The organism is Ornithinimicrobium faecis (assembly GCF_023923225.1).
Lineage (GTDB): Bacteria > Actinomycetota > Actinomycetes > Actinomycetales > Dermatophilaceae > Ornithinicoccus > Ornithinicoccus faecis.
Map to the genome: position 1 here is coordinate 1,675,507 of NZ_CP099489.1, position 24,022 is coordinate 1,699,528.

At 65.0% G+C, this 24,022-nt stretch carries 23 protein-coding genes and 2 rRNA genes; 21 read left to right on the plus strand and 4 right to left on the minus strand.

Translation table 11 applies throughout. From position 1 onward, the window contains the following. Positions 1-18 precede the first annotated feature (18 nt). Positions 19-627: a TetR/AcrR family transcriptional regulator gene (locus NF556_RS07720; RefSeq protein ID WP_252595042.1), complete on the minus strand. Its 609-nt coding sequence runs from the start codon at positions 625-627 to the stop codon at positions 19-21. Beyond that, the gene (locus NF556_RS07725; RefSeq protein ID WP_252595044.1) at positions 624-1,385 is read right to left on the minus strand and encodes an arylamine N-acetyltransferase; all 762 of its coding nucleotides are present in this window, start codon (positions 1,383-1,385) and stop codon (positions 624-626) included. Before NF556_RS07725 ends, NF556_RS07720 begins: the two co-directional genes overlap by 4 nt. A 191-nt stretch (positions 1,386-1,576) precedes the next feature. Here NF556_RS07725 and NF556_RS07730 point away from each other — a divergent pair, with 191 nt between their 5' ends. The 5 genes from NF556_RS07730 to NF556_RS07750 all read left to right on the plus strand — a co-directional run bounded on the left by NF556_RS07730 (position 1,577) and on the right by NF556_RS07750 (position 6,173). Continuing rightward, the gene (locus NF556_RS07730; protein WP_252595045.1) at positions 1,577-2,458 is read left to right on the plus strand and encodes an ABC transporter substrate-binding protein; all 882 of its coding nucleotides are present in this window, start codon (positions 1,577-1,579) and stop codon (positions 2,456-2,458) included. Next, positions 2,455-3,414, plus strand: a complete 960-nt coding sequence (locus tag NF556_RS07735; RefSeq protein WP_252595046.1) for an amino acid ABC transporter permease — start codon at positions 2,455-2,457, stop codon at positions 3,412-3,414. Before NF556_RS07730 ends, NF556_RS07735 begins: the two co-directional genes overlap by 4 nt. Continuing rightward, positions 3,411-4,187, plus strand: a complete 777-nt coding sequence (locus tag NF556_RS07740; RefSeq protein ID WP_269760190.1) for an amino acid ABC transporter ATP-binding protein — start codon at positions 3,411-3,413, stop codon at positions 4,185-4,187. Before NF556_RS07735 ends, NF556_RS07740 begins: the two co-directional genes overlap by 4 nt. A gap of 56 nt (positions 4,188-4,243) precedes the next feature. After that, the gene (locus tag NF556_RS07745) at positions 4,244-5,398 is read left to right on the plus strand and encodes an NAD(P)/FAD-dependent oxidoreductase (RefSeq protein ID WP_252595047.1); all 1,155 of its coding nucleotides are present in this window, start codon (positions 4,244-4,246) and stop codon (positions 5,396-5,398) included. Positions 5,399-5,474: 76 nt separating this feature from the next. Then, complete coding sequence (locus tag NF556_RS07750) at positions 5,475-6,173, plus strand: GntR family transcriptional regulator (protein ID WP_252595048.1); 699 nt, start codon at positions 5,475-5,477, stop codon at positions 6,171-6,173. A 26-nt stretch (positions 6,174-6,199) separates the two neighbouring features. Here NF556_RS07750 and NF556_RS21360 read toward each other — a convergent pair whose 3' ends face one another. Next, positions 6,200-6,334, minus strand: a complete 135-nt coding sequence (locus tag NF556_RS21360; RefSeq protein ID WP_256829885.1) for a hypothetical protein — start codon at positions 6,332-6,334, stop codon at positions 6,200-6,202. 18 nt (positions 6,335-6,352) lie between these two features. Beyond that, a complete protein-coding gene (locus tag NF556_RS21365; RefSeq protein WP_256829886.1) occupies positions 6,353-6,478 on the minus strand; it encodes a hypothetical protein in 126 nt (41 codons plus the stop codon). A 139-nt stretch (positions 6,479-6,617) separates the two neighbouring features. On the opposite strand from NF556_RS21365, the gene NF556_RS07755 reads away from it, so the two are divergent. From NF556_RS07755 to NF556_RS07830, 16 genes are all read left to right on the plus strand, one after another. Beyond that, complete coding sequence (locus tag NF556_RS07755) at positions 6,618-7,151, plus strand: SigE family RNA polymerase sigma factor (protein ID WP_252595049.1); 534 nt, start codon at positions 6,618-6,620, stop codon at positions 7,149-7,151. Then, positions 7,151-8,569 carry a hypothetical protein gene (locus NF556_RS07760; protein ID WP_252595050.1) on the plus strand — a complete coding sequence of 473 codons (1,419 nt, stop codon included), beginning with the start codon at positions 7,151-7,153 and terminating at the stop codon, positions 8,567-8,569. The genes NF556_RS07755 and NF556_RS07760 overlap by 1 nt, the downstream gene beginning before the upstream one ends. A gap of 179 nt (positions 8,570-8,748) precedes the next feature. Continuing rightward, positions 8,749-8,925 carry a hypothetical protein gene (locus NF556_RS07765; RefSeq protein ID WP_252595052.1) on the plus strand — a complete coding sequence of 59 codons (177 nt, stop codon included), beginning with the start codon at positions 8,749-8,751 and terminating at the stop codon, positions 8,923-8,925. A gap of 123 nt (positions 8,926-9,048) precedes the next feature. Then, on the plus strand, positions 9,049-9,843 hold the full coding sequence (locus NF556_RS07770; protein ID WP_252595053.1) for a YggS family pyridoxal phosphate enzyme: 795 nt from the start codon (positions 9,049-9,051) through the stop codon (positions 9,841-9,843). 44 nt (positions 9,844-9,887) lie between these two features. Continuing rightward, on the plus strand, positions 9,888-10,400 hold the full coding sequence (locus NF556_RS07775) for a cell division protein SepF (RefSeq protein WP_252595054.1): 513 nt from the start codon (positions 9,888-9,890) through the stop codon (positions 10,398-10,400). Between the two features lie 109 nt (positions 10,401-10,509). Further along, the gene (locus NF556_RS07780; RefSeq protein ID WP_252595055.1) at positions 10,510-10,794 is read left to right on the plus strand and encodes a YggT family protein; all 285 of its coding nucleotides are present in this window, start codon (positions 10,510-10,512) and stop codon (positions 10,792-10,794) included. Positions 10,795-10,944: 150 nt separating this feature from the next. After that, positions 10,945-12,150 (plus strand): DivIVA domain-containing protein, encoded by a 1,206-nt coding sequence (locus NF556_RS07785; RefSeq protein ID WP_252595056.1) that lies wholly within the window; start codon positions 10,945-10,947, stop codon positions 12,148-12,150. 199 nt (positions 12,151-12,349) lie between these two features. Beyond that, positions 12,350-12,850 carry a TraR/DksA family transcriptional regulator gene (locus tag NF556_RS07790; RefSeq protein ID WP_252595057.1) on the plus strand — a complete coding sequence of 167 codons (501 nt, stop codon included), beginning with the start codon at positions 12,350-12,352 and terminating at the stop codon, positions 12,848-12,850. Then, a complete protein-coding gene (gene lspA, locus NF556_RS07795; RefSeq protein WP_252595058.1) occupies positions 12,823-13,449 on the plus strand; it encodes a signal peptidase II in 627 nt (208 codons plus the stop codon). The genes NF556_RS07790 and lspA overlap by 28 nt, the downstream gene beginning before the upstream one ends. Next, entirely contained in the window at positions 13,446-14,375 is a 930-nt protein-coding gene (locus NF556_RS07800) for an RluA family pseudouridine synthase (RefSeq protein ID WP_252595059.1), read from the plus strand. The genes lspA and NF556_RS07800 overlap by 4 nt, the downstream gene beginning before the upstream one ends. Before the next feature lie 17 nt (positions 14,376-14,392). Further along, positions 14,393-15,094, plus strand: coding sequence for an META domain-containing protein (locus NF556_RS07805; RefSeq protein ID WP_252595060.1), 702 nt, complete (start codon positions 14,393-14,395; stop codon positions 15,092-15,094). Positions 15,095-15,201: 107 nt separating this feature from the next. Continuing rightward, entirely contained in the window at positions 15,202-15,552 is a 351-nt protein-coding gene (locus NF556_RS07810; protein WP_252595061.1) for a hypothetical protein, read from the plus strand. Continuing rightward, complete coding sequence (locus NF556_RS07815) at positions 15,480-16,610, plus strand: flavin-containing monooxygenase (RefSeq protein WP_252595062.1); 1,131 nt, start codon at positions 15,480-15,482, stop codon at positions 16,608-16,610. Before NF556_RS07810 ends, NF556_RS07815 begins: the two co-directional genes overlap by 73 nt. Before the next feature lie 137 nt (positions 16,611-16,747). Beyond that, positions 16,748-18,409 (plus strand): LuxR C-terminal-related transcriptional regulator, encoded by a 1,662-nt coding sequence (locus NF556_RS21370; protein WP_289781780.1) that lies wholly within the window; start codon positions 16,748-16,750, stop codon positions 18,407-18,409. A gap of 495 nt (positions 18,410-18,904) precedes the next feature. After that, positions 18,905-20,426 (plus strand): 16S ribosomal RNA (locus tag NF556_RS07825). A 411-nt stretch (positions 20,427-20,837) separates the two neighbouring features. Further along, positions 20,838-23,972 (plus strand): 23S ribosomal RNA (locus NF556_RS07830). Together the 16S and 23S rRNA genes form the textbook arrangement of a ribosomal RNA operon. Positions 23,973-24,022 lie beyond the last annotated feature (50 nt).

Sequence of the window (24,022 nt, forward strand, 5' to 3'; positions counted from 1 at the left end):
GTTGGGAGCGTGCGGCGGTCAGGGTGTGTAGCCCGACAACACCCTGACCGTCTCCGCCAGGATCAGCGGGTCGCCGCGGTCGTCATCCTCAAAGGCCATGTCGAGCAGGTGCGTCAGGTTGGCGATGACCACGCTCGCCATGACGCCGGCCATCTGCTCGTCCAGCTCTGGCGCGACGGTCCGCAGGGCGCCAGCCAACTCGGTGGCCGTGCGGAGGCTGGACTGCTGGTCGAGGGCGTGCAGCTCGGGGAAGGCGGAGATCACGCGTCGGATCGCGACACCGCCGACCTCCTGACGCCGGATCTGCGCCAGGCCCTCCACGACCTCGGCGACCCACGTTGGCCAGGACTCTCGTCGCTCCAACGTCGGCAGATGACCGATGAAGAAGGTCACCCGGTGGGTCTCGAAGTCCTGCATCAGGGCGTGCAGCAGGTGGGACTTGTCGGGGAAGTAGCGATACAGCGTCGAGATGTTCACGCCGGCCCGGTCGGCGACGTGATTGGTCGTGAACTTCGCAACCCCCGCCTCCCGGATCAGCTCCAGCGCAGCGGATTTGAGCTTGCCCACGGTGGCTCGCGCTCGCTGCTGGCGCGGCTCCGTGCGCAGGGCCGGTTCGTTGCCCGTCATGCGCGCAACCCCTGCAGTCGTGCCCACGCCGCGCTCAGCTCTGCCTCGCCGAAGGTGTCAGGGAACCAGCCGTGGACTGCTGACTGCCAGGCGCTCTGGTCCTCGAAGGTGGTCCGGGCCAAGACACCCTCGCTCGAGCGCACCGTAACCGTGGGGCCGTGGGCCGTGACGAGCCGCTCGCCGACCCAGCCCTGGATCAGCAACACGTCGCGCAGCGGGCTGGTCGCGGGGGACAGGAAGTGCCCAGCGCGTGCACCGGCTCGCGGGTCGTCGGGCACCTCGCAAAACTCCATCGCCCGGAAGGCACGACTCAGTGCCGGAGGTATGCCGAGGCGCCACCACCGCTGCCCGTCACGTGCGTGGGTGGTCAGCGGGAAGTCGAAACCGTTGAAGCTGTGAGTGCCCGGCCGCAGCGGGATCGGTGTCAGCGGCCCACACCCCAGCCCGACATCGGTCAGGTGCGGCTGCCCGTCCAGTTGTGCAACGACCGTCAGGTGGCTCCCGACGTCGGCCGCGTCGGGGCTGTCATGGTCCTGCACCCCCGCGAGATGGACGGAGGACGGGACGCCCACCTCGTTCAGGTGGCTCGCGAATGCAGTGTTCAGGGTGAAGCACACCCCGGGACGTGGGGAGAGCCGGTCGCCGTGCTCAGCCGAGGCGCCCAGGAAAATGTCCAGGGTCGAGTATGGGTGCGCGGCGCACCAAGCGCGCATCACCTCGGTCAGCCGAGCAGTCTCGGTCACGGTCTCCTGGGTCATGTGATCCGAATCCTACGCACAGCCTGTGCCACTGCGTGAGGCACGGGGAGGGGAGATGTTGACGAAGAAATGACCAATTCCGCATTGACGTGGTGGTGATGAGTAGACAGGCTGACTAACTGTCAGACAGCATGACACTAGGAGCCAACATGCACCCTGCACGTCGATCGATATCCGTTTCCGCTCTTGCAGTGCTCGCGACCGTCACGCTCGCGTCGTGTGGGCTGTCGTCCTCGCCCAGTCAGGAAGACGATGACGTCGCCGCTGAGTCGGCAGCCCCACAGCAGGAAGTGAACGAGGAACTCGCCGCTGCCCTGCCGGCCGAGATCCAGGAAGCTGGCGTGATCAGGATCGCCACCGACCCGAACTATCCGCCGTTCGAGACTGTCGACGATGACGGCAAGACGATCGTCGGCCTCGACCCCGACATCGCCCACGCCGTCGGCGACATCCTGGGGGTCGACATTGAATACGTCGAGAGTTCCTTTGATGGCATCATCCCCGCACTTGAGGCGGGCAAGGTCGATATGGCGATGTCCTCCATCGGCGACACGAAGGAGCGCGAGAAGACTGTCGACTTCGCGACCTACTACTGGAACGGCACGTTGGTCCTGGTGAAGAAGGGCAACCCAGAGGGGATCGTCGCCGACCAGGCCTGCGGTGTGTCGATCGGAGTGATCCGTGGCTCGCTGCAGCAGAACACCTTCCTGCCCGCACAGACGCCGAAGTGTGAGGAGGCAGGCCTGGAGCCGCCCACCTCGCAGGCCTATCAGAACGGCCCTCAGGCGCAGCTCGCCCTCAAGAGCGGCCGGATCGACGGCGTCATGCTGGACGCTCCGCCGCTGCTGGACGCGGAGCAGAAGAGCCCTGACGAGTTCGAGACCGTGGGACCGCTGGTGCGCAACCCCAACCCGGGCGGTGTCGCCTTCCCCAAAGGCAGTGAGCTCGTCGAGCCGGTTAACGGCGCCATCAATCTCCTGATCGAGGACGGCACCTACGCCGAGATCCTGGAGAAGTGGAACCTCACCGACATCGCCGTTGAGGAGTCGGAGATCAACGGGGCCATCGAGTGAGGCCGGCCACGGCCGACAGCGAGCAGGCGGTGATTCCGGCCTCGGGGGCTCACGCCCAGCCTGTCGTCAAACTGCGCCACCCGATCAGGTGGCTGTCCTACATCGTCATCGCGGTCCTGGCCGCAATGTTCGTCAACACCATCGTCACCAACCCCAACTTCGGATGGGACGTGGTCGGTGACTACTTCACTTCAGCGCGGATCCTGGACGGCCTGCTCAAGACCTTGCAGCTGACGGCCATCGCGATGACCCTGGGTATCATCCTGGGAGTCGGGCTAGCGGTGATGCGGCTGTCGAGCAACCCTGCCGTCTCCGGCCTGAGTTGGCTCTACATCTGGTTCTTTCGTGGCACGCCGATCTTTGTGCAGCTCCTCTTCTGGGGCTACATCTCGGCGCTCTACCCGATCATCTCGCTCGGCGTTCCGTTCGGCCCGAGTTTTGTCGCGTTCGACACCAACGTCCTCATCACCCCCGTGATGGCCGCCATCCTCGGGCTCGGACTGAACGAGGGCGCCTACATGGCTGAGATTGTCCGCGCCGGCATCCTGTCAGTGGACAAGGGGCAGACGGAGGCAGCACAGGCACTGGGCATGAAGCGTGGCCGGATCCTGCGGCAGATTGTCCTGCCCCAGGCGATGCGGGTGATCATCCCGCCAACGGGCAACAACACGATCTCGATGCTCAAGACGACCTCGCTGGTCAGCGTCCTGGCGTTTCCGGAGTTGCTCTATGCCGCACAGCTCATCTATTCCGACAACTTCGAGACCATCCCGCTGCTGATCACTGCCTCTATCTGGTACATCATCGTCACCTCCGTGTTGACGGTCGGCCAGTACTACATCGAGCGGCACTACAGCCGCAGCGAGCGCCTGGCTGGTCCCGGGGTCCTGAGCCGTCTCGCTGAGCTCCAACGCAGACGCGGAGTCAAGGTCAGCACAGAGGGGGAGGGACGATGACGACTGACAACGACGTGCCCATGGTCCTGGCAGAGAACGTCCGCAAGTCGTTCGGCCAGCTCGAAGTCCTCAGGGGAATCAACTTGCAGGTGCACCGTGGCGAGGTGATGACTTTGCTCGGCCCCTCGGGGTCAGGCAAGACCACCTTCATCCGGTTGATCAACCACCTCGAGACGATCAGCGCGGGGCGGCTCACGGTCGACGGACAACTGGTGGGATATCGCGAGCACGAGGGGCGTCTGCACGAACTGCGGGAGTCTGAGGTCGCTGGCATGCGCGCCGAGATCGGCATGGTTTTCCAACGGTTCAATCTCTTCCCGCATATGACTGCCCTGCAGAACATCATGGCGGCACCGATTGGTGTGCGTCGCGAGCCCAAGAGCGTCGTGCGTGAGCGGGCCCTGTCTCTCCTGGAGCGAGTGGGCATGTCCGACAAGAGCGGCGCCTATCCCGGTGCGCTCTCCGGTGGCCAGCAGCAGCGTGTCGCCATCGCACGTGCCCTGTGCATGGAGCCCAAGCTCATGCTTTTCGACGAGCCGACCTCCGCGCTGGACCCTGAGCTGGTCGGGGAGGTGCTCGACGTGATGAAGGATCTTGCCCGCTCCGGCATGACCATGATCGTGGTCACGCACGAGATGGGCTTCGCCAAGGAAGTCGCCGACTCGGTCGTCTTCATGGACAACGGGGTGGTCGTGGAGGCAGGACCTCCCGGTGAGGTGCTCGTCAACCCACAGCACAAGCGCACGCAGGACTTCATCAGCAAGGTCCTGTGACCCACCACAGTCTCGACACACGTCTCGACATAAGTTTCGACACAACAGGAGCATGTATGCAGATCGTCGTCCTCGGTGCAGGCGTGGTGGGGACCTCCATCGCGACCAGGCTCGCCCAGCGGGGTGCCGCCGTCACGCTGATCGACCAGGGCATCCCAGGCACTGGCACATCGTCGACTTCGTTCGCCTGGATCAACGCCAACGGCAAGGAGCCGGAGAGTTACTACGACCTGAACCTCGCTGGCCTCACCGCTCACCGCGAGCTCGCGTCCAACGAGGAGTGGCTGCGGCCGGGCGGACACGTCGAGATCGCGGTCGACGAGGCGCACGTGCGACACCTGCGTGGACGGATGGAGCGGCTCACAGCCCGGGGCTATGCCGTCGAGGAGATCAGCGCCGACCGGGCACGAGAACTCCTGCCCGACGTGATCGTGCCGGAACGGGTGGACACCATCGCCCACTTCCCGCAGGAGGCCTACTGCTTCCCGCTGCTCTATCTGGCGCGGATGCTGGCCGAGGGGCGCGCGGCTGGCGTCTCCCTGCGTGAGAACACTCGCGTGACTGCCCTTGACGCAACCGGGGCCGGTGCCATCGCCACTCTGGACGACGGGAGCGTGCTGCGTGCCGACGCGGTGGTCTCGGCCGTTGGCCGTCGGACGTCTGAGCTGGTCGAGTTGGCCGGTGCGACCCTGCCGATGGCCAGCTTCACCGAACCCGGCGATGTCACAGTCGGCCACCTCCTGCGGACGATCCCGTTGCCGGTTCGTCTCAGCCGTGTGCTCACCACGCCCTGGCTCAACGTGCGCCCGGATGGCGGTGGCCGGTTGCTCCTCCAAGCGCTCGACCTCGATGCCACGGCAGACCCCAGTGCGGTTCCCGCCCCCGACTCCGCGTTGGCGCGGGACTACCTGGAGCGCCTGCGGGCCGTGGTCCGCAACACCGACGCTGCCGCGATCGCTGAGGTGGTCGTTGGCCAACGGGTCATGCCTGCAGACGGGTTCACCGTCGCTGGCCGGTTGCCGGAGGCTCCCTGGCTGTATGCCGTGGCGACCCACAGTGGGGTCACGCTCGCCCCCTTCCTGGGAACGGCAGTCACCAACGAGCTCTTCGGTGAGGATGAGCCACTCTTGGCCGACTTCCGACCGAGCCGCTTCACGGACGGACATCAGATCGCTGCGCCACGCACGCCGCGTAAGCCCGGTGAGCAGTGACGTGGCGGGATAAGTTGGCGGTGCAGTGACGGGCCGAGCAGCGGTCCGCGGACACGAGAGGGCGACCGTGGCGAAGGTGCGCAGGGAGACAGTGGCGGACCAGGGCCTGTCGATCCTGCGGGGCAGGATCCTGGACGGAGGATTGCGGCCCGGCGATCCTGTGACCGAGGAAGCGATGGCACGCGAGATCGGCGTCTCACGGCCCACGATGCGCGAGGTCCTCACGATCCTGGTCCGCGAAGGGCTGCTCACCCGGCATCCGAGCACGCGCATCCTGGAGGTGACCACTCTCACCGCCGCGGAGGTCACCGAGATCTACGCTGCGCGTCGCGTTCTGGAATCAGCTGGTGTCGACGCGGCGCAGCACGCGAGCGCGGAGGAGCGGGCTCGGCTCCAGGACACGATCCGGGAGATGGAGGCTGCCGTCGCGCACAACGACCTGTATGCGCTAGTCCAGGCTGACACGCGCTGCCACGCAGAGACCGTGGCGCTGACCCGCTCGCGCTATCTCCGCACGCTGCACAACCAGTTGATGGCCAAACTAAACCTCACGCTGTCCCTGGTGGAGAGCGATCAGCCCAGTGACAATGCCGAGTTGCTCCGCCTGCACCGCGAGTATGTCGAGCTCATGCTCGACGGAGACTCCGAAGCGGCCAAAACGCAACTCCTGGAGCGCCTAGACGTCGCCGAGCGCGAGGTGCTGCATGGTCTGGACAAGCAGGACGCTGAGGGCACTTCACGGCGTCGAACGATCTCCCCAGCACAAACACGGTAGGGGAACTCAGCAGCTCGACCGCCGCCTCACAACTCAGGAATGCGGAGGATCAGCCGGAGTCGCTGTGGCTCGAACTCGATCTCGGCGCCCTCGTCTGTGCCCAACAGGTCGACGATCGAGTCCGCATCGCTCTCTAGTGCCTCGCAACGGGTCTGTTCCATGCCGATCACCTCCGATCCTCAGGCCCGAGCGGCTGCGTTGAGGAAGGCCACCAGATCGCCCCACTCATCCGGGGTGTCCATCGGGATCTGGCGATAGGCCTCCAGATAGGCCAGGTCCACGTCTTCTGTACCGCACTCAGGCATTCCACGATGGTGCCACGCTGCGAAGGAGCGCGCGACGCAACGTGCCCGCCTGCCGGGCCACGACGCTCAGCCGTGGCAGGCTGACCGGCAGTTTTCCGACAGAGGCAACCTCACGGCATACGGATCGCGTTGGAGACCCATGAATCAGCCGACTGAGGACGATGAGTTCGTCCAGTTTGTGCGGGCGCGGCAGGGGCCGCTGCTGCGGGCCGCGCGCCTCTATTGCGGTGACCAGCATGCGGCGGAGGACCTCCTGCAGGACGCGTTCGTCAAGCTGGCGAGCCGGTGGGAGCAGGTGCGTGACGGGTCGCCCGATGCCTATGTGCGGCGCATCCTTTATCGCGACTCGGTGTCGCGGTGGCGCAAGTGGGGCAGAGAGACGCCGTATGCCGCACGGCCGGGGGAGCGGGATCTGATGGACTCCCCGGTGGGCTCGGTGGCAGACGCCTGGGTGTCAGGGGCGCCGGTGCGAGATGCGTTGGCGCAGTTGCCACCCCGGCAGCGCGCGGTCATCGTGCTGCGCTATTTCGAGGACCAGTCCGAGGCGCAGATCGCCGAGATTCTCGGCACGACTGCAGGGACGGTCAAGAGCCAGGCCAGCAAGGCCCTGGCGCATTTGAGGCGGTTGATGCCCGAGTTCGTGGACTCCGGCATGGCGGAAGGAGGTTTGTGATGGGTAGGGACGAGCTGAGGCGGGCCCTGAACGAGGCCTCTGACGGGCCGGAGCGTGACTTCACCGGCACCTGGGCGCAAGGACGCAAGGTGCGGCGTCGCCGGCAGACGGCGCAGGGGCTGGGTGTGGTGGCCGTGGCTGCCGCGGCCGTGGGTGCCTTCACCCTCGGCGGAGGCAATCTGCTGGGCGAGGACGCGACGGTCGAGCCGCTGCCCCCGGCCGAGCAGACCCTGGCGACCGAGGAGGCCACGGACGAGCAGACGGCCGAGGACGCCGAGGAGGCGACCACTGAGCAGGTCACGGAGGAAGCCACTACCGAGGACGCGACGACCGAGGGTGAGGTCGCGGACATCGAACTGCCCGGACCGAACGACCCACTCCCGACGAATGTCGAGGACTACGTGCGGGTGTATCTCGCGGCGGGTATGGCTGGCGATGACGCACTCCTGGAGCGCATGGGCACCGACGGAGCGGTTGAGGCCTCGGTGACCTGGACGAATCTGTCCCTGCTCCTGGATGACGTGCGGGTCAGTGAGGGTGTCGAGGAGGGCACGGACATCGCCTGGGTCTTGGCCGAGGGGCCCTTCGGGGTGTCAGTCACTGTCGATCATGCGGCGGCCCTGGCAGGGGCCGACGATGCGGTCCTTCACGGTGAGTCGGGTGATGCACCGGCACGTCTGACCGTTGAGCAGTATGCCGATCTGGGTGTCGAGTCCTGGGTCGGTGGTTGGGCGGGGATCCAGGCTGCGCCGGACGCCGAGACGGTGCTGGATCAAGTGCCGATTGATGGCGACTGGGTGCGCTCCGGCTCGAGCGCGGACGGCGAGGTCGTGCTGGTTACCTACGTGAACGACACCGTCGAGGGCGAGTTGGTCCTCACGGTGGACCCGGCGTTGGTCGAACTCCGTGAGTACCAGGCGATCGTTGACGCGAGCTTCTCCGGCGACCCGATCGGGGTGCCGACCACGCACCCCTGCGACGAGCCCTGGTCGCGGGTGCCGCCGGCGGGGACCGGGGATGCGCCGGGGGGAGTGGACCTGACGTCACTGGACCTGTTCGACCTGGCCGCATCCTGCAATGTCGATGGCTTGGCCGCTTGGGCGGAGCGGGACTCGACCATGTTGTCGTTCGGCGCCCTGACGCCGGCCGATGCTTTCGCCGGCGAGCAGGGCCGCGAGCGTGCGAACGTCATGGCCCGGATGTTCGCGGAGTATCAGCCCGCGCTCGAGAACGGCGACGACGGGCAGACGGTGGCCGTGTGGCCGGGCCTGCCGCTCGATCGGCTCGACGAATTGGTCGAATTGGGCCTCTACAGCCAGGAGGAGATCGACACGATGCAGGACAACGGTGCCTACACCGGGTGGCGGATCGTGATCGGTGAGGATGGTTCCTGGCTGTCAATGACTGAGGGCGACTGAGCACCGACCTCAGCGCCGGCTGGGATCGCCCCGGCAACCGCCGTTCACCCCAGGAACTCTTCCCGGGGTGAACGGCGCGAAGCCGGCTCCGCTCAGGCATGCGTCTCGTTTGCGAACCGCTGCCGGGCCGCTTGGCGGGACACGCCCAGGGCGACAGCGATCTGGTTCCATGACCGACCATGGGCCCGAGCGACTTCAACGGTCTCCCGCAACCTGGCCTCGTCGTCGCGGAGTGCATCGGCTGCACCCGCGATCTGCCGCAGGTCGTCGGTCTGCTCGACGACCGCGGTCGCTGGATCCAACTCGGCGGCCAACTGGTCGAATCGACGAGCTGCCCTCTCGATGTCGTCGTTTGAATGCGCTGGCGCACCGATTCGCACATAGACAAGATGCCTTGTCGGGGGCGATCAGGCAACAGGCCCGACTCATGACGGCAGCACAGAGGATCGGCGTTGTTAGACCCAGGTAGCCTCGGCGGCGTGACCAGACGTGAGGAGATCGCCGCCAACCTGACGGCCGTGCGGGAACGGATCGATCAGGCCTGCGCAGCGGCAGGGCGCTCGGCGGAGGAGGTCACGCTGATCGTGATCACCAAGTTCCATCCGGCCAGCGACATCGGCCACCTGGTCGACCTGGGCGTCACCGACATCGGCGAGAACCGCGACCAGGAGGCCGGCACGAAGATCGCCGAGCTCGACCCGGAGGTGCGGGCGGCGCTCACGGTGCACTTCGTCGGCCAGCTGCAGACCAACAAGGCCAAGAGCGTTGTCTCGTATGCCGATTGCATCCAGTCCGTGGACCGGCGCAAGTTGGTCGGTGCATTGGATCGCGCCGTCGCCTCCCTGGCCGAGCAAGGGGGTGCAGGGGGCGTACGAAACCTTTACGAAAATGCGGGTGAGGCGTACGAAACCTCTATCAAAAATGTTGGGGCCAAAAATGTGGTGGTGCAGGTCGACCTCGGTGAGGGGGAGGCGGCCGGGCGTGGCGGCACACTCCCGGCTGATCTGCCAGCGCTCGCTGATGCCGTCGCCGCTGCCGAGCACCTGCGCCTGAAGGGGCTGATGGCGGTCGCGCCGCTGGGACTCGACGAGGCCGGCACAGCGGCCGCCTTCGCGCGGCTGGCGGACCTCGCCCAGGAGGTCCAAGCAGCCCACCCGGACGCCACGATCCTGTCTGCCGGGATGAGTGGGGATCTAGAGCTCGCGGTGGCCGCTGGCGCGACACACCTGCGTGTCGGCACCGCAATCCTCGGTTCCCGGCCCGACCACCGGTAGTTTCGAGAACGACCACAGACGGACGCACCAAGGAGCTCGCACACATGGCTGGGGCGCTGCGCAAGACCATGGAGTATCTCGGCCTCGCCGAGACCGATGAGCGCTACGACGATTACGACTACGACGAGCCCGAGCGCGCGCCGGAGCGGGAGACTCGTCCGGCGGCGGCTGAGCCCGAGCGCCCCCGCGGGGCCGAGGTGACTCAACTGCCCACGCGACACAATCAGGAGCAGCAGCGCACGCCCGTGGCCCGGGTCGTCCGCGAGGCGGAGGTTGAGCCGATGAACCGCATCACCACGATCCACCCGCGCACCTACAACGAGGCCAAGAACATCGGAGAGGCCTTCCGTGGTGGCGTGCCCGTCATCATGAACCTCTCCGACATGGACGACGCCGACGCCAAGCGCTTGGTCGACTTCGCCGCCGGCCTGGCCTTTGGCCTGCACGGCTCCATCGAGCGGGTCACCAGCAAGGTCTTCCTGCTGTCCCCCCAGCATGTCGAGGTCGACGGCCCCGAGGCCGACGCCCCCAAGCAGGCCCTGTTCAACCAGAGCTGAGCCACACGTCATACGGAATCCGGCGTCGTCGACCCACACGGTCGGCGACGCCGTTCCCATGACCGGCTGCACGTAGCATGGACCCCGTGATGAACAGGACTGGCACTCGATGATCGGCACAATTCTCTACTGGTTGCTGTCGGCCTATTTCCTGGTGCTGATCGTGCGGTTGATCCTGGACTGGGTGCAGGTCTTCTCCCGTGAGTGGCGCCCCTCCGGCGTGCTGCTGGTCATCGCCGAGGTCGTCTACAGCCTCACCGACCCGCCGATCCGGTTCCTGCGCAAGTTCATCCCACCCCTGCGCCTGGGCGGCGTCGCCCTCGACCTCGCCTTCCTGGTCCTGATCCTGGCCGTGAGCATCGGCCGGGGTCTGGTGACGACCCTGCGGTTCTGAGGTCTCCCCGAGGCCCGCGAGCGCGGTGGGGCCGGTGGCCCCGTTGGGCTATGGTGAGGCCTGTTCAAAGCAGTTGAGCCAGTGCCAAGCGGGTCTCGCGTGCCGTGCCGCGCGATCGCCTGCGCGGATCTCCCAAAGCGAGGTGAACCCATGGCGTTGTCCCCCGAGGACGTCATCAAGAAGAGCTTCAGCGCAACCCATCTGCGTCGGGGCTACGACGAGACCCAGGTTGACGACTTCCTGGACGAGGTGGTCGTCGAGCTCCGCCGACTGATCGCCGAGCATGACGAGGTCGCCGCCCAGCTGGAGGACTGCCGATCGGGTGGGTATGCCGAGGGGCCAGACGGCGCGCCCGTCGCCCTGAGCGGTGGCACCCCTGATGAGGAGCAGCTCGCCCAGGTGCGCAAGGAGCGCGAAGAGCTCGTGGCCGAGCTCGAGGGACTCTCCGCCCAGCTGGACACCCGCACCGTGGAGGTCGAGGAGGCCGAGGCCGAGGCGGAGCGTCGCATCGCTGCAGCCCAGGAGAAGGCAACCCAGGCCGACGAGGAGCTCGAGAGCAGCCTGTCCGATGAGCTCAAGGGGCTGCAGCAGCAGGTTGAGTCCACCCGCGGCGAGGCGCAGGAGGCGCAGGCCCGTCTGGACGAGCTGCGGGCCCAGATCGCCGAGGCCGAGGAGGCTGCTGCGGCTGCGCCCGTTGTTGCCGACGCCGACGCTGCTGACGCTGTCGACACGGCCGGTGCAGATGCTGGCGCGGAGTCTGATGGACCCTCTGCTGGTGACGCCGCCGCTGTCGGTGCCGTCGCTGCCGCTGGTGGGGCGACCGCCGTGGCGGCAGGTGGGGGCCGCGCAGAGGACTCCACCAAGATCATCGAGCTCGCCCAGCGCCTGCACGACCAGCACGTGGCAGAGGGTGAGGAGACCAAGGAGCGTCTGGTCACCGAGGCCAACGACTACCGCGACAAGGTGGTCGGCGAGGCCGACGAGAAGGCCGACACCCTGGTCCGCGAGGGCCAGGAGAAGCACGACGAGCTGATCGCCACGGGCCAGGAAGAGCACGACAAGCTGGTCAACACGGGCCAGGCCCGCCACGACGAGCTGGTCACCACCGGTCAGGAGGAGCACGACCGGTTGGTCAGCGATGGCACGAGCAAGCGCAACCAGATGGTGGGCGAGGCGGAGAACACCCGCTCCAACATCCTCACCGACCTGGAGACCAAGAAGTCCGGGCTCAACACCAAGATCGAGGAGTTGCGCACCTTCGAGGGCGACTACCGCAAGACGTTGCGCGGTTACCTCTCCGAGCAGATGGGCTTCCTGGACAAGGACGGCGACGGCGTCGACGACCGCCTGCAGTGAGTCACACGCGCCTGCAGTGAGTCGCGATCCCCGCGATCGGCCCACCGGCCGGCGCGGGGATTGCTGCTTCACCCGCGATCTGGCTCGTGGTCGATGACTGTTCATTTACAGGGTTGTCATTCACCCCTTCGAGCACCTATCCTTCGCGGACCCGATCCAAATCTGGGTCGGTTCGGGATGTTGTGGAGCAAGGGGTCGCATGGCTGGCAAGACTGGCGCTGCCGCGAAGACGACAGCACGAGGGACGACTCCCGCGAAGGCCGCGGTCAAGAAGGCCGCGCCCAAGAAAACTGCCGGCTCCAAGACGCTTGACCTGCCGGTTCTTGCGGGGGAGGACGCCTGGACCGCCGCGGAGCTCGCCGAGGTCCGCGGTGAGCTGGAGGCGGACCGCGAGCGCCTGCAGGGCGAGGTCGATGAGGCCGAGGCCGATCTGGCGGAGCTGATGCGCGACAGCGGCGAGGGCTCGGGCGACGACCAGGCCGACGCCGGCGCCGCCACCTGGGAGCGCGAGCACGAGCTGTCCCTGGCCAACAACGCCAAGGAGTTGCTCGAGCAGATCGTGCACGCCCTGGAGCGCATTGAGGAAGGCAGCTACGGCGCCTGCGAGTCGTGCGGCAACCCGATCGGCAAGATGCGGCTCCAGGCGTTCCCGCGTGCGACCCTGTGTCTGACATGCAAGCAGAAGCAGGAGCGGCGCTGACCCCCGAGGCCGGGGACAACGCCACGGACTCCCCGCCACGGCCACACCGACGATCCCTCTTTTGGATGGTCCTGGCCATCGCGGCCGTCTGGGTCGTCAGCGACCAGATCGCCAAGAACATCGCCGAGGATGTGCTGTCCGACGGCTCCACGCGCCCGTTCATCGGTGAGCTGCTGCAGTTCCACCTGACCTACAACCCCGGCGCCGCGTTCTCAATGGGCACCGGCTCCACGGGCCTGCTCACGATCCTGGCGGTCACCGTGTGCATCGTCATCGTCTGGAACGCCCGCCGCCTGGGCTCGCTGCCCTGGGCGATCGGCCTGGGTCTGCTGCTCGGTGGGGCGCTGGGCAACCTGACCGACCGGCTCATCCGCGAGCCGGGCTTTGGCAAGGGCCACGTCGTCGACTTCCTGATGCTGCCGAACTTCCCGATCTTCAACGTCGCGGACATGGGCATCACCTTCGCGGCCGTGCTGATCGGCATCCTGGCACTGCGCGGCATCAACCCCGACGGCACGCTGGCCGCCGACGAGGAACAGAAGCCGAAGAAGCCGAAGAAGAAGCGCGGCCGGCACGCAGACGAGGGCGGGGCGCTGTGAGCGAGAGCCGCACCGTCAACGTGCCCGACGGCCTGGACGGTGAGCGCGTTGATGCTGGCCTGTCCCGCTTGCTCGGGCTGTCTCGCAGCCGCGCGGCGGACCTGGCGGCGGAGGGGCACATCAGCATCGGCGGTCGCACCGTCGGCAAGTCTGACCGTCTGCAGAGCGGGGACTGGGTCGAGGTGGTGCTGCCCCCGGTGCGCGAGCCCGAGGAGCTCGCGGTGCGGGCCGAGCCGGTCGAGGGCATGCGCATCGTGCACGACGACACCGAGATCGTGGTGGTGGACAAGCCGGCCTATGTCGCGGCGCACCCGAGCGTGGGCTGGACCGGGCCGACCGTCGTCGGGGGACTGGCCGCAGCCGGCTATCGGATCTCCACCTCCGGCGCCCCCGAGCGGCAGGGCATCGTGCAGCGACTGGACGTCGGCACCAGCGGCCTGATGGTCGTGGCCAAGTCCGAGCGGGCTTACACCGTGCTCAAGCAGGCCTTCCGCGACCGGGTGGTCGACAAGACCTATCACACGCTGGTCCAGGGGCTGCCCGATCCGCACGAGGGCACGATCGATGCCCCGATCGGCCGGCACCCGGGGCACGACTATCGCTTTGCCGTGCGCAGCGAGGGGCGCCCCTCGATCACCCACTATGAGTTGCTCGAGGCGCACCGGCGCGCGAGCCTGCTGCAGGTGCACCTGGAGACCGGGCGCACCCACCAGATCCGCGTGCACTTCTCCGCCCTGCGCCACCCGTGCTGTGGTGACCTGACCTATGGCGCTGACCCGCGGCTCGCGGCAGAGCTCGGGCTGAAGCGTCAGTGGCTGCACGCTGTCAAGCTCGGCTTTGAGCACCCGGGCAGCGGTGACTATGTGTCCTTCGACAGCACGTATCCCGAAGATCTGACCGTTGCGCTCGACAGGATCGCCGGCTGACGGCAGTCTTGACTGTTGTGAATGCCACAGCAGCCGACCGCCCCATCCACGCCCGGCTCCGGTCGGGCCTCCCGCTCCTGGGGCTGGCGCTGGCCCTGAGTCTGGGCGCCTGCTCCATGGAGGACAGCCCCGGCTCGTGGTCCCCGCCGTCGACGCCGACCAGCGACGTCGAGCCGACCACCGGTGACGTGGAGCCGACGACCGAGACACCAGCAGGCGCCGACCTGACGGGCACGTGGGAGCTGCGCACGGACTTCCTGCAGGACGCTGGTCAGGCGACCAGCACCGGCGCGCCGCCTCCCTCACTGACGTTCGAGGACGGCAGGCTCAACGTCGACACCGGCTGCAACACCGGTGGCGGCGACTATGAGATCAGCGGTGACGAGGTCACCCTCAGCCCGATCGCGCTCACGATGCGGGCCTGCGAGGGTCAGGTCGGAGACCTGGAGGGCGTGGTCGTCGGTCTGCTCAATGCCGGAACCCTGGCCGTGGGCGTCGAGGGGGACACCCTGACGCTCACCGCTGAGGACGGCACGACGCTGGCCTTTGGGCGCAGCCAGGGTGGCGGTGATGACGCTGCCACGACCACGATGGAGCCGACCATCACGGCCCCGGCGCCCACCGGTCCGGCGACGTCCAGTCCGACGGACACCGCTCGCCAGACCAGCAACCCGCCGGCCACCAGCACCGTGCCAGCACCGCCCACCACGGCTCCCTGAGCTGACCCCCGCCGGGGGTGACTGGGCAGAAATGACCATGCCCTCGGCATACAGATGGGCAGTTTGACCGACGCGACGCAGCGCCTGGGAAACCTAACGTCGGTGGCATGTCCGGACTCGCACTCCTCGCCGGCCTCGTATCGACCGTCTTCTTCGTCAGCGCTGCGCTGCCGATGGTCGTCAAGGCCGTGGTGACGCGCGATCTGGAGTCCTACAGCCTGGGCAACCTCGTCCTGGCCAACGGCGGCAACGCCGTGCACTCCCTGTATGTCTTCTCCCTGCCGGCCGGCCCGATCTGGGTGCTGCACAGCTTCTATGCGGTCACGACCGCGGTGATGCTCGCGCTCTATCTGCGCCACGCCGACCCATCTCACCGGAGGGCCTCATGTCCACCACCGACACCCCACTCACCGACACCACCACAGACTCGGGCGCGGATCGCGTCACCGACACCCTGATCATCGGCGCCGGGCAGGCCGGTCTGGCCACCGCGCACCTGCTCACGCAGGCGGGCCGCGACTGCCTCGTCGTCGACGGCGCCGGGCGCATCGGCGACAACTGGCGCCACCAATACGACTCGCTCACCCTGTTCACGCCCAACGGCGTGAACGGGCTGCCGGGGCTGGCTTTCCCGGGCGACCCCTGGGCGTTCGCCGGCAAGGACGAGGTGGGCGACTATCTCGAGACGTATGCCGAGCAGCTGGCTCTCCCCGTCCGGCTCGGGACCCGCGTGGGTCACCTCGGTCGCGACGGCTCCGGCTTCCGCGCCGAGACCTCCACCGGTGTCGTGCGCAGCCAGAACGCGGTCATCGCCACCGGCACGTTCGGGCGCACGCCCTCAGTGCCGTCCTGTGCGAGCGAGCTGGACCCGGCGATCCTGCAGCTGCACTCCAGTGCCTATCGGCGGCCGGGGCAGCTGCGCGAGGGCCCCGTGCTGGTCGTGGGCGCCGCGCACTCCGGGTGCGACATCGCCCTCGAGCTGGCGCCGACGCGCGAGACCACGCTGGTCGGTCGCGACACCGGCCAGGTCCCGGTCTCCTGGGACAGCCCCGCCTTCAAGGCGGTGATGACCGTCCTCGTGCAGGCCCAGCGGCACGTGCTCACCCGGCGCACGCCGATGGGCCGGCGCCAGCGCCGCGAGGTGCTCGCGCACGGCGGCCAGATGCTGCGGGTCAAGCGCTCGCACCTGCTGGAGGCCGGTGTCTCGCGCACGCCCGCCCGCGTGGTGGGCACCGTGGGCGGTCAGCCGCAGCTGGACGACGGCACGGTGCTCGAGGTGGCCAACGTGATCTGGGCGACCGGCTTCCGACAGGACTACTCCTGGCTGGACCTGCCGGTGCTGGACGAGTCCGGCTGGCCGCGGGAGTCCCGCGGCGTCGCCCAGGACGTCGACGGTGTCTTCTTCTGCGGGCTGGCCTATCAGTTTGCGTTTGCCTCGATGCTGCTGCACGGCGTGGGCCGCGACGCGGCGTATCTGACCAGCCGCATCCTGGCGCGCACCCCCGCAAGAAGATAGGCGCGCACCCCCGCAAAAAGATAAAGGTCTCGCACGCCCTACCCGCATTTTGATAGAGGTCTCGCACGCTCGCTACGACAAGCCGGGCCCTCGTGGGATGCGCCTGACCGGAGTAGCCTGCAGGTGGAGGACCGAGCATGGACCCTGACCGGCTCGAGAGGGCACGCCGCGACGCCGACCGCCACGACTGGGGTCAGGCGCTGAGCGGCTGGCGCGAGCTCGCCCCGGATGGCCCGAGCACTGCGGACCTCAGCACCGAGGACCAGATCACCTGGGGCATCACCGAGTTCCTCAGCGGTCACCCGGATCAGGCCGTGCGTGCCCTGCAGTCGGCCCATCACCGTCAGATCGAGCACGGCGCGGTCGAGGCGGCGCTTCACTCGGCCTTCCTGCTGGCCACGATCTTCGACCTGCGCGGGCAGTCCTCGATGTTCCAGGGCTGGCTGGGGCGTGCCGAGCGTCAACTCGCCCTGATTGAGAGCCCGAGCGACGCAGCGGTCGTGGGGCGCGGCTTCCTCGCGATGCTTGAGCTGCGTCGTGCGCTCGGGGCGGGACGCTTCGATCAGATGGGACCCCTGGCGGACGAGATTGCCGAGATCGGCCACCGCCAGCAGCAGCCGGACCTCATTGCGATGGGAGTCCTGAGCCAGGGCCGGCTCAACATCTATGGCGGTGACGTGGCCCGCGGTCTGGCCCAGTTGGATGAGGCGCTGTCCGGGGTGTGGGCCGCCGAGGTGAGCCCGCTGGTGGCCGGTGTCGTCCTGTGCACCGCGATCGAGGGGTGTCAGGAGGTCGGCGCCGTGGATCGTCTCTGCCAGTGGTCCGACGGCCTGAGCACCTGGTGCGCCGATCAGCCGGGCCTGGCGGTCTTCACCGGCGCCGCTGCCCTGCATCACGGCCAGACCCTGATCCTGCGGGGCGAGTGGGACGCGGGGCTCGCCGCGCTAACGGCCGCCAGTGAGCGCTATCTGTCCCTGGGCCAGCACGGCTCCGCCGGGGTCGCCGAGCGGGAGCGCGGTGACCTGCTCCGCCTGCGTGGCCGGCTTGAGGAGGCGAAGGCCGCCTATCAGGGTGCGTTGACCCACGGGTGTGATCCGCACCCGGGCCTGGCCCTGCTGTGGTTGGCGGAGGGCAGGGCCGACGACGCAGCAGTCGCGGTGCGGCGCCTGCTCGAGGAGCTCGTCATCCCGGCCCAGCGGGGCCGGGTCCTCCCAGCGGCCATCGATGTGCTCCTGGCGGTGGACGACACGACGTATGCCGAGGGGCTGGCTCAGGAGTTGGACCTCCTTGCGGAGGTGACGGACTGTGCGCCGATCGCGGCCACCGCTGCGCGAGTCCATGCCCAGGTCGAGTTGGCGCGCGGAGACGCGGCGGGTGCGGTGCCCTATGCCCGCAAGGCGATGCACCTGTGGTCCGACACCGACGCCCCCTTTGAGGTGGCTCGCGCTCGCCTGGTGCTGGCCGACGCACTGACAGCTGTCGGCGACGTGCAGTCCGGACAGCATGAGCGACAGGAAGCCACCGCCAGGTGCGAGGCGCTCGGTGCCGTGCTGCCGGCGGACGTCTCGTCGCCGGCCGGCACCCGGGGGAGCGGCGGCCTGACCCCGCGCGAGGTCGAGGTGCTGACTCTGGTGGCCGGGGGCGCGAGCAATCGCGCGATAGCCACTGAGCTCGTCCTGAGTGAACGCACGGTGGCTCGGCACCTCAGCAACATCTTCGGCAAGCTGGGTGTGACCTCACGAACGGCTGCAACTCACCAGGCACACCAGCACCACCTGGTGGCGCGTCCGGGCCGCTGACCTGCACAGATAGCCCGATCGAGGCCGTCTGGTCACCTGCTGTTGGACCAGAGTTGGTTCTGCCGCAGAACCGGTGCTATTGTTACGTCTCGCCGCTGCGGCCATGCCGCACGGACGACCTTGTCGAAGAACCTGGCCAGGGCGCTCTCCACGGAGAGAAAGCCGATTTGGACAAGCAACACCGACAAGTTAGACTGAACAGGTTGCCCCAAACGCCTTGCAGATCGAAATGGTTTGTGTGGTGGGTGGTGTGTGTCCGATCTTTGAGAACTCAACAGCGTGTCAGTAATCGATGCCAATTTTAACCCTGTCCCAGGGCGTGTCATGCATCTTTTGTGGGTGTGTGGTGTGTCGTGGTGGCAAGGATTTCTTTGAATTAGATTGATGGATTGAGTCAGTTGACTCGTTTCTGTCTGCTAGTGATTGTGCCCTTTGTGGGTCAAAGTTTGCTCGGCTGGTACTGCCTTTGTGGTGGTGTTGGTTGGGTGTTTGATTTTAACGGAGAGTTTGATCCTGGCTCAGGACGAACGCTGGCGGCGTGCTTAACACATGCAAGTCGAACGATGAAGCCCAGCTTGCTGGGTGGATTAGTGGCGAACGGGTGAGTAACACGTGAGTAACCTGCCCCTCACTTCAGGATAACTCCGGGAAACCGGTGCTAATACTGGATATGATCACTTCCCGCATGGGATGGTGGTGGAAAGTTTTTCGGTGGGGGATGGACTCGCGGCCTATCAGCTTGTTGGTGGGGTAATGGCCTACCAAGGCGACGACGGGTAGCCGGCCTGAGAGGGCGACCGGCCACACTGGGACTGAGACACGGCCCAGACTCCTACGGGAGGCAGCAGTGGGGAATATTGCACAATGGGCGAAAGCCTGATGCAGCGACGCCGCGTGAGGGATGACGGCCTTCGGGTTGTAAACCTCTTTCAGTAGGGACGAAGCTTTTGTGACGGTACCTACAGAAGAAGCACCGGCTAACTACGTGCCAGCAGCCGCGGTAATACGTAGGGTGCGAGCGTTGTCCGGAATTATTGGGCGTAAAGAGCTTGTAGGCGGTTTGTCGCGTCTGCTGTGAAAGCCCGGGGCTTAACTCCGGGTCTGCAGTGGGTACGGGCAGGCTAGAGTATGGTAGGGGAGACTGGAATTCCTGGTGTAGCGGTGGAATGCGCAGATATCAGGAGGAACACCGATGGCGAAGGCAGGTCTCTGGGCCATAACTGACGCTGAGAAGCGAAAGCATGGGTAGCGAACAGGATTAGATACCCTGGTAGTCCATGCCGTAAACGTTGGGCGCTAGGTGTGGGGCTCATTCCACGAGTTCCGCGCCGCAGCTAACGCATTAAGCGCCCCGCCTGGGGAGTACGGCCGCAAGGCTAAAACTCAAAGGAATTGACGGGGGCCCGCACAAGCGGCGGAGCATGCGGATTAATTCGATGCAACGCGAAGAACCTTACCAAGGCTTGACATATACCGGAAACATTCAGAGATGAGTGCCCCGCAAGGTCGGTATACAGGTGGTGCATGGTTGTCGTCAGCTCGTGTCGTGAGATGTTGGGTTAAGTCCCGCAACGAGCGCAACCCTCGTTCTATGTTGCCAGCACGTTATGGTGGGGACTCATAGGAGACTGCCGGGGTCAACTCGGAGGAAGGTGGGGATGACGTCAAATCATCATGCCCCTTACGTCTTGGGCTTCACGCATGCTACAATGGCCAGTACAAAGGGCTGCGATACCGTAAGGTGGAGCGAATCCCAAAAAACTGGTCTCAGTTCGGATTGGGGTCTGCAACTCGACCCCATGAAGTCGGAGTCGCTAGTAATCGCAGATCAGCAACGCTGCGGTGAATACGTTCCCGGGCCTTGTACACACCGCCCGTCAAGTCACGAAAGTCGGTAACACCCGAAGCCGGTGGCCCAACCCCTTGTGGGAGGGAGCCGTCGAAGGTGGGACTGGTGATTGGGACTAAGTCGTAACAAGGTAGCCGTACCGGAAGGTGCGGCTGGATCACCTCCTTTCTAAGGAGCAACACACGCACCACCACGTGTTGGTGGTGGGTGGGTTTGGTTTTTGCACGGACGAGTGTTTCGTGGGAGCCGAGCTCTGGGTGGAACATCGATTATGAGCCTGTTCGTGGGTTCCTGGCTGTGTTTAGTACGACCCTTTGGGGTGTGGAACGATGTGGTTGGGGTTGTTCACGGGTGGGTGTGACACGTTGTTGGGTCCTGAGGGATCGGGCCCCAACCGTCCGTTGGTGCCGGCAGGGAACTGCTGGTGGATGTGGGTGGTTGGGTTCTGGTGACTCTTGGGAGTGCGGGGCCTTGGTGGTTCCCATACCGCCACACTGTTTGTGTGTGGTTGGTGGGAGCTGAGCTGGGGTGGCCGTTCGTATGTTGAGAACTACACAGTGGACGCGAGCATCTTTGTGGCTTTAAGTTTTTAAGTGCACACGGTGGATGCCTTGGCACCAGGAACCGAAGAAGGACGTAGGAATCTGCGATAAGCCTCGGGGAGTCGATAACCAGACATTGATCCGAGGATTTCCGAATGGGGAAACCCAGCTAGCTTCATCGCTAGTTACTCTCACCTGAATATATAGGGTGGGTAGAGGGAACGTGGGGAAGTGAAACATCTCAGTACCCACAGGAAGAGAAAACAACATGTGATTCCGTGAGTAGTGGCGAGCGAAAGCGGATCAGGCTAAACCGGGCGTGTGTGATAGACGGTAGTCGTTGCACGTTCGGGGTCGTGGGACCCAATTCTCAGTTCTACCGGGCTGGGCTGGAGTAAGAAATTTTTGTTGTAGGCGGAAGGCTTGGAAGGGCCTGGCATAGAGGGTGAGACCCCCGTAGCCGAAACAACAGGAACTCTAGTGTTGGTGTTCCCAAGTAGTACGGGGCCCGAGAAATCCCGTACGAATCTGGCAGGACCACCTGCTAAGCCTAAATATTCCCTGGTGACCGATAGCGGACAAGTACCGTGAGGGAAAGGTGAAAAGTACCCCGGGAGGGGAGTGAAATAGATCCTGAAACCGTGTGCATACAATCCGTCGGAGCCCTCTTTGTGGGGTGACGGCGTGCCTTTTGAAGAATGAGCCTGCGAGTTAGTGCTCAGTGGCGAGGTTAACCCGTGTGGGGAAGCCGTAGCGAAAGCGAGTCCGAATAGGGCGCCCATAGTCGCTGGGTCTAGACCCGAAGCGGAGTGATCTACCCATGGCCAGGTTGAAGCGCCGGTAAGACGGCGTGGAGGACCGAACCCACTTAGGTTGAAAACTGAGGGGATGAGCTGTGGGTAGGGGTGAAAGGCCAATCAAACTCCGTGATAGCTGGTTCTCCCCGAAATGCATTTAGGTGCAGCGTCACGTGTTTCTTACCGGAGGTAGAGCTACTGGATGGCAGATGGGCCTCACCAGGTTACTGACGTCAGCCAAACTCCGAATGCCGGTAAGTGAGAGCGTGGCAGTGAGACTGCGGGGGATAAGCTTCGTAGTCGAGAGGGAAACAGCCCAGATCACCAGCTAAGGTCCCTAAGCGTGTGCTAAGTGGGAAAGGATGTGGAGTTGCTGTGACAACCAGGAGGTTGGCTTAGAAGCAGCCACCCTTTAAAGAGTGCGTAATAGCTCACTGGTCAAGTGATTCCGCGCCGACAATGTAGCGGGGCTCAAGCACACCACCGAAGCTGTGGCATTAACATTTTGCTCGGCATCATCCACTTGTGGGTGGTGTCCAGGCGTGTTGATGGGTAGGGGAGCGTCGTGTGGCGAGTGAAGCGGCGGAGTGATCCAGTCGTGGATGCCACACGAGTGAGAATGCAGGCATGAGTAGCGAAAGAGGAGTGAGAAACTCCTCCGCCGAATAACCAAGGGTTCCAGGGTCAAGCTAATCTGCCCTGGGTAAGTCGGGACCTAAGGCGAGGCCGACAGGCGTAGTCGATGGACATCCGGTTAATATTCCGGAACCGGCGAAGGACCGCCCAATACCGAATCAGTTGATGCTAAGCGCCTGAAGCACGCCAAACGCACCAAGTCCTTTCGAGGACGCGGTGTGGGTGTGTGGAACGCGTGACCCGAGATTGTAGTAGGTAAGCGATGGAAGGACGCAGGAAGGTAGCCTCCGCGTGGCGATGGTTGTCCACGTCTAAGAGTGTAAGGCTGGGTGTAGGTAAGTCCGCACCCTGTATGCCCCAGGCTTGATAGTGACCGCGTATGCGGGAAGAGGGTGATCCTATGCTGCCTAGAAAAGTTCCTAGCGAGGTTCGAGCCGCCCGTACCCCAAACCGACTCAGGTGGTTAGGTAGAGAATACTAAGGCGATCGAGTGAATCGTGGTTAAGGAATTCGGCAAAATGCCCCCGTAACTTCGGGAGAAGGGGGGCCCGACCAGTGAACACCCTCGCGGTGGGAAGCTGGGACGGCCGCAGAGACCAGGGAAAAGCGACTGTTTACTAAAAACACAGGTCCGTGCGAAGTCGCAAGACGATGTATACGGACTGACGCCTGCCCGGTGCTGGAAGGTTAAGGGGACGGGTCAACCGTAAGGTGAAGCTCTGAACTTAAGCCCCAGTAAACGGCGGTGGTAACTATAACCATCCTAAGGTAGCGAAATTCCTTGTCGGGTAAGTTCCGACCTGCACGAATGGCGTAACGACTTTTCCACTGTCTCAACCACGAACTCGGCGAAATTGCATTACGAGTAAAGATGCTCGTTACGCGCAGCAGGACGGAAAGACCCCGGGACCTTTACTATAGCTTGGTATTGGTGTTCGGTACGGCTTGTGTAGGATAGGTGGGAGACTATGAAGCGGGCACGCCAGTGTTCGTGGAGTCAACGTTGAAATACCACTCTGGTCGTTCTGGATATCTAACCTCGGTCCGTGATCCGGATCAGGGACATTGCCTGGTGGGTAGTTTAACTGGGGCGGTTGCCTCCTAAAGAGTAACGGAGGCGCCCAAAGGTTCCCTCAGCCTGGTTGGCAATCAGGTTTCGAGTGTAAGTGCACAAGGGAGCTTGACTGTGAGACAGACATGTCGAGCAGAGACGAAAGTCGGGACTAGTGACCCGACGGTGGCTTGTGGAAGCGCCGTCGCTCAACGGATAAAAGGTACCCCGGGGATAACAGGCTGATCCTGCCCAAGAGCTCATATCGACGGCATGGTTTGGCACCTCGATGTCGGCTCGTCGCATCCTGGGGCTGGAGTCGGTCCCAAGGGTTGGGCTGTTCGCCCATTAAAGCGGTACGCGAGCTGGGTTTAGAACGTCGTGAGACAGTTCGGTCCCTATCCGCTGCGCGCGTAGGAAACTTGAGGAGAGCTGTCCCTAGTACGAGAGGACCGGGATGGACGAACCACTGGTGTGTCAGTTGTCCTGCCAAGGGCACCGCTGATTAGCTACGTTCGGACGTGATAACCGCTGAAAGCATCTAAGCGGGAAGCACACTCCAAGATGAGGTTTCCACGCGACTTAGTCGTGAGAGGCTCCCAGCTAGACTACTGGGTTGATAGGCCGGATGTGGAAACACAGCAATGTGTGGAGCTGACCGGTACTAATAAGCCGATAACTTAAACAACAAAGATGCTACGCGTCCACTGTGTGGTTCCCGAGATACGAACCACAACC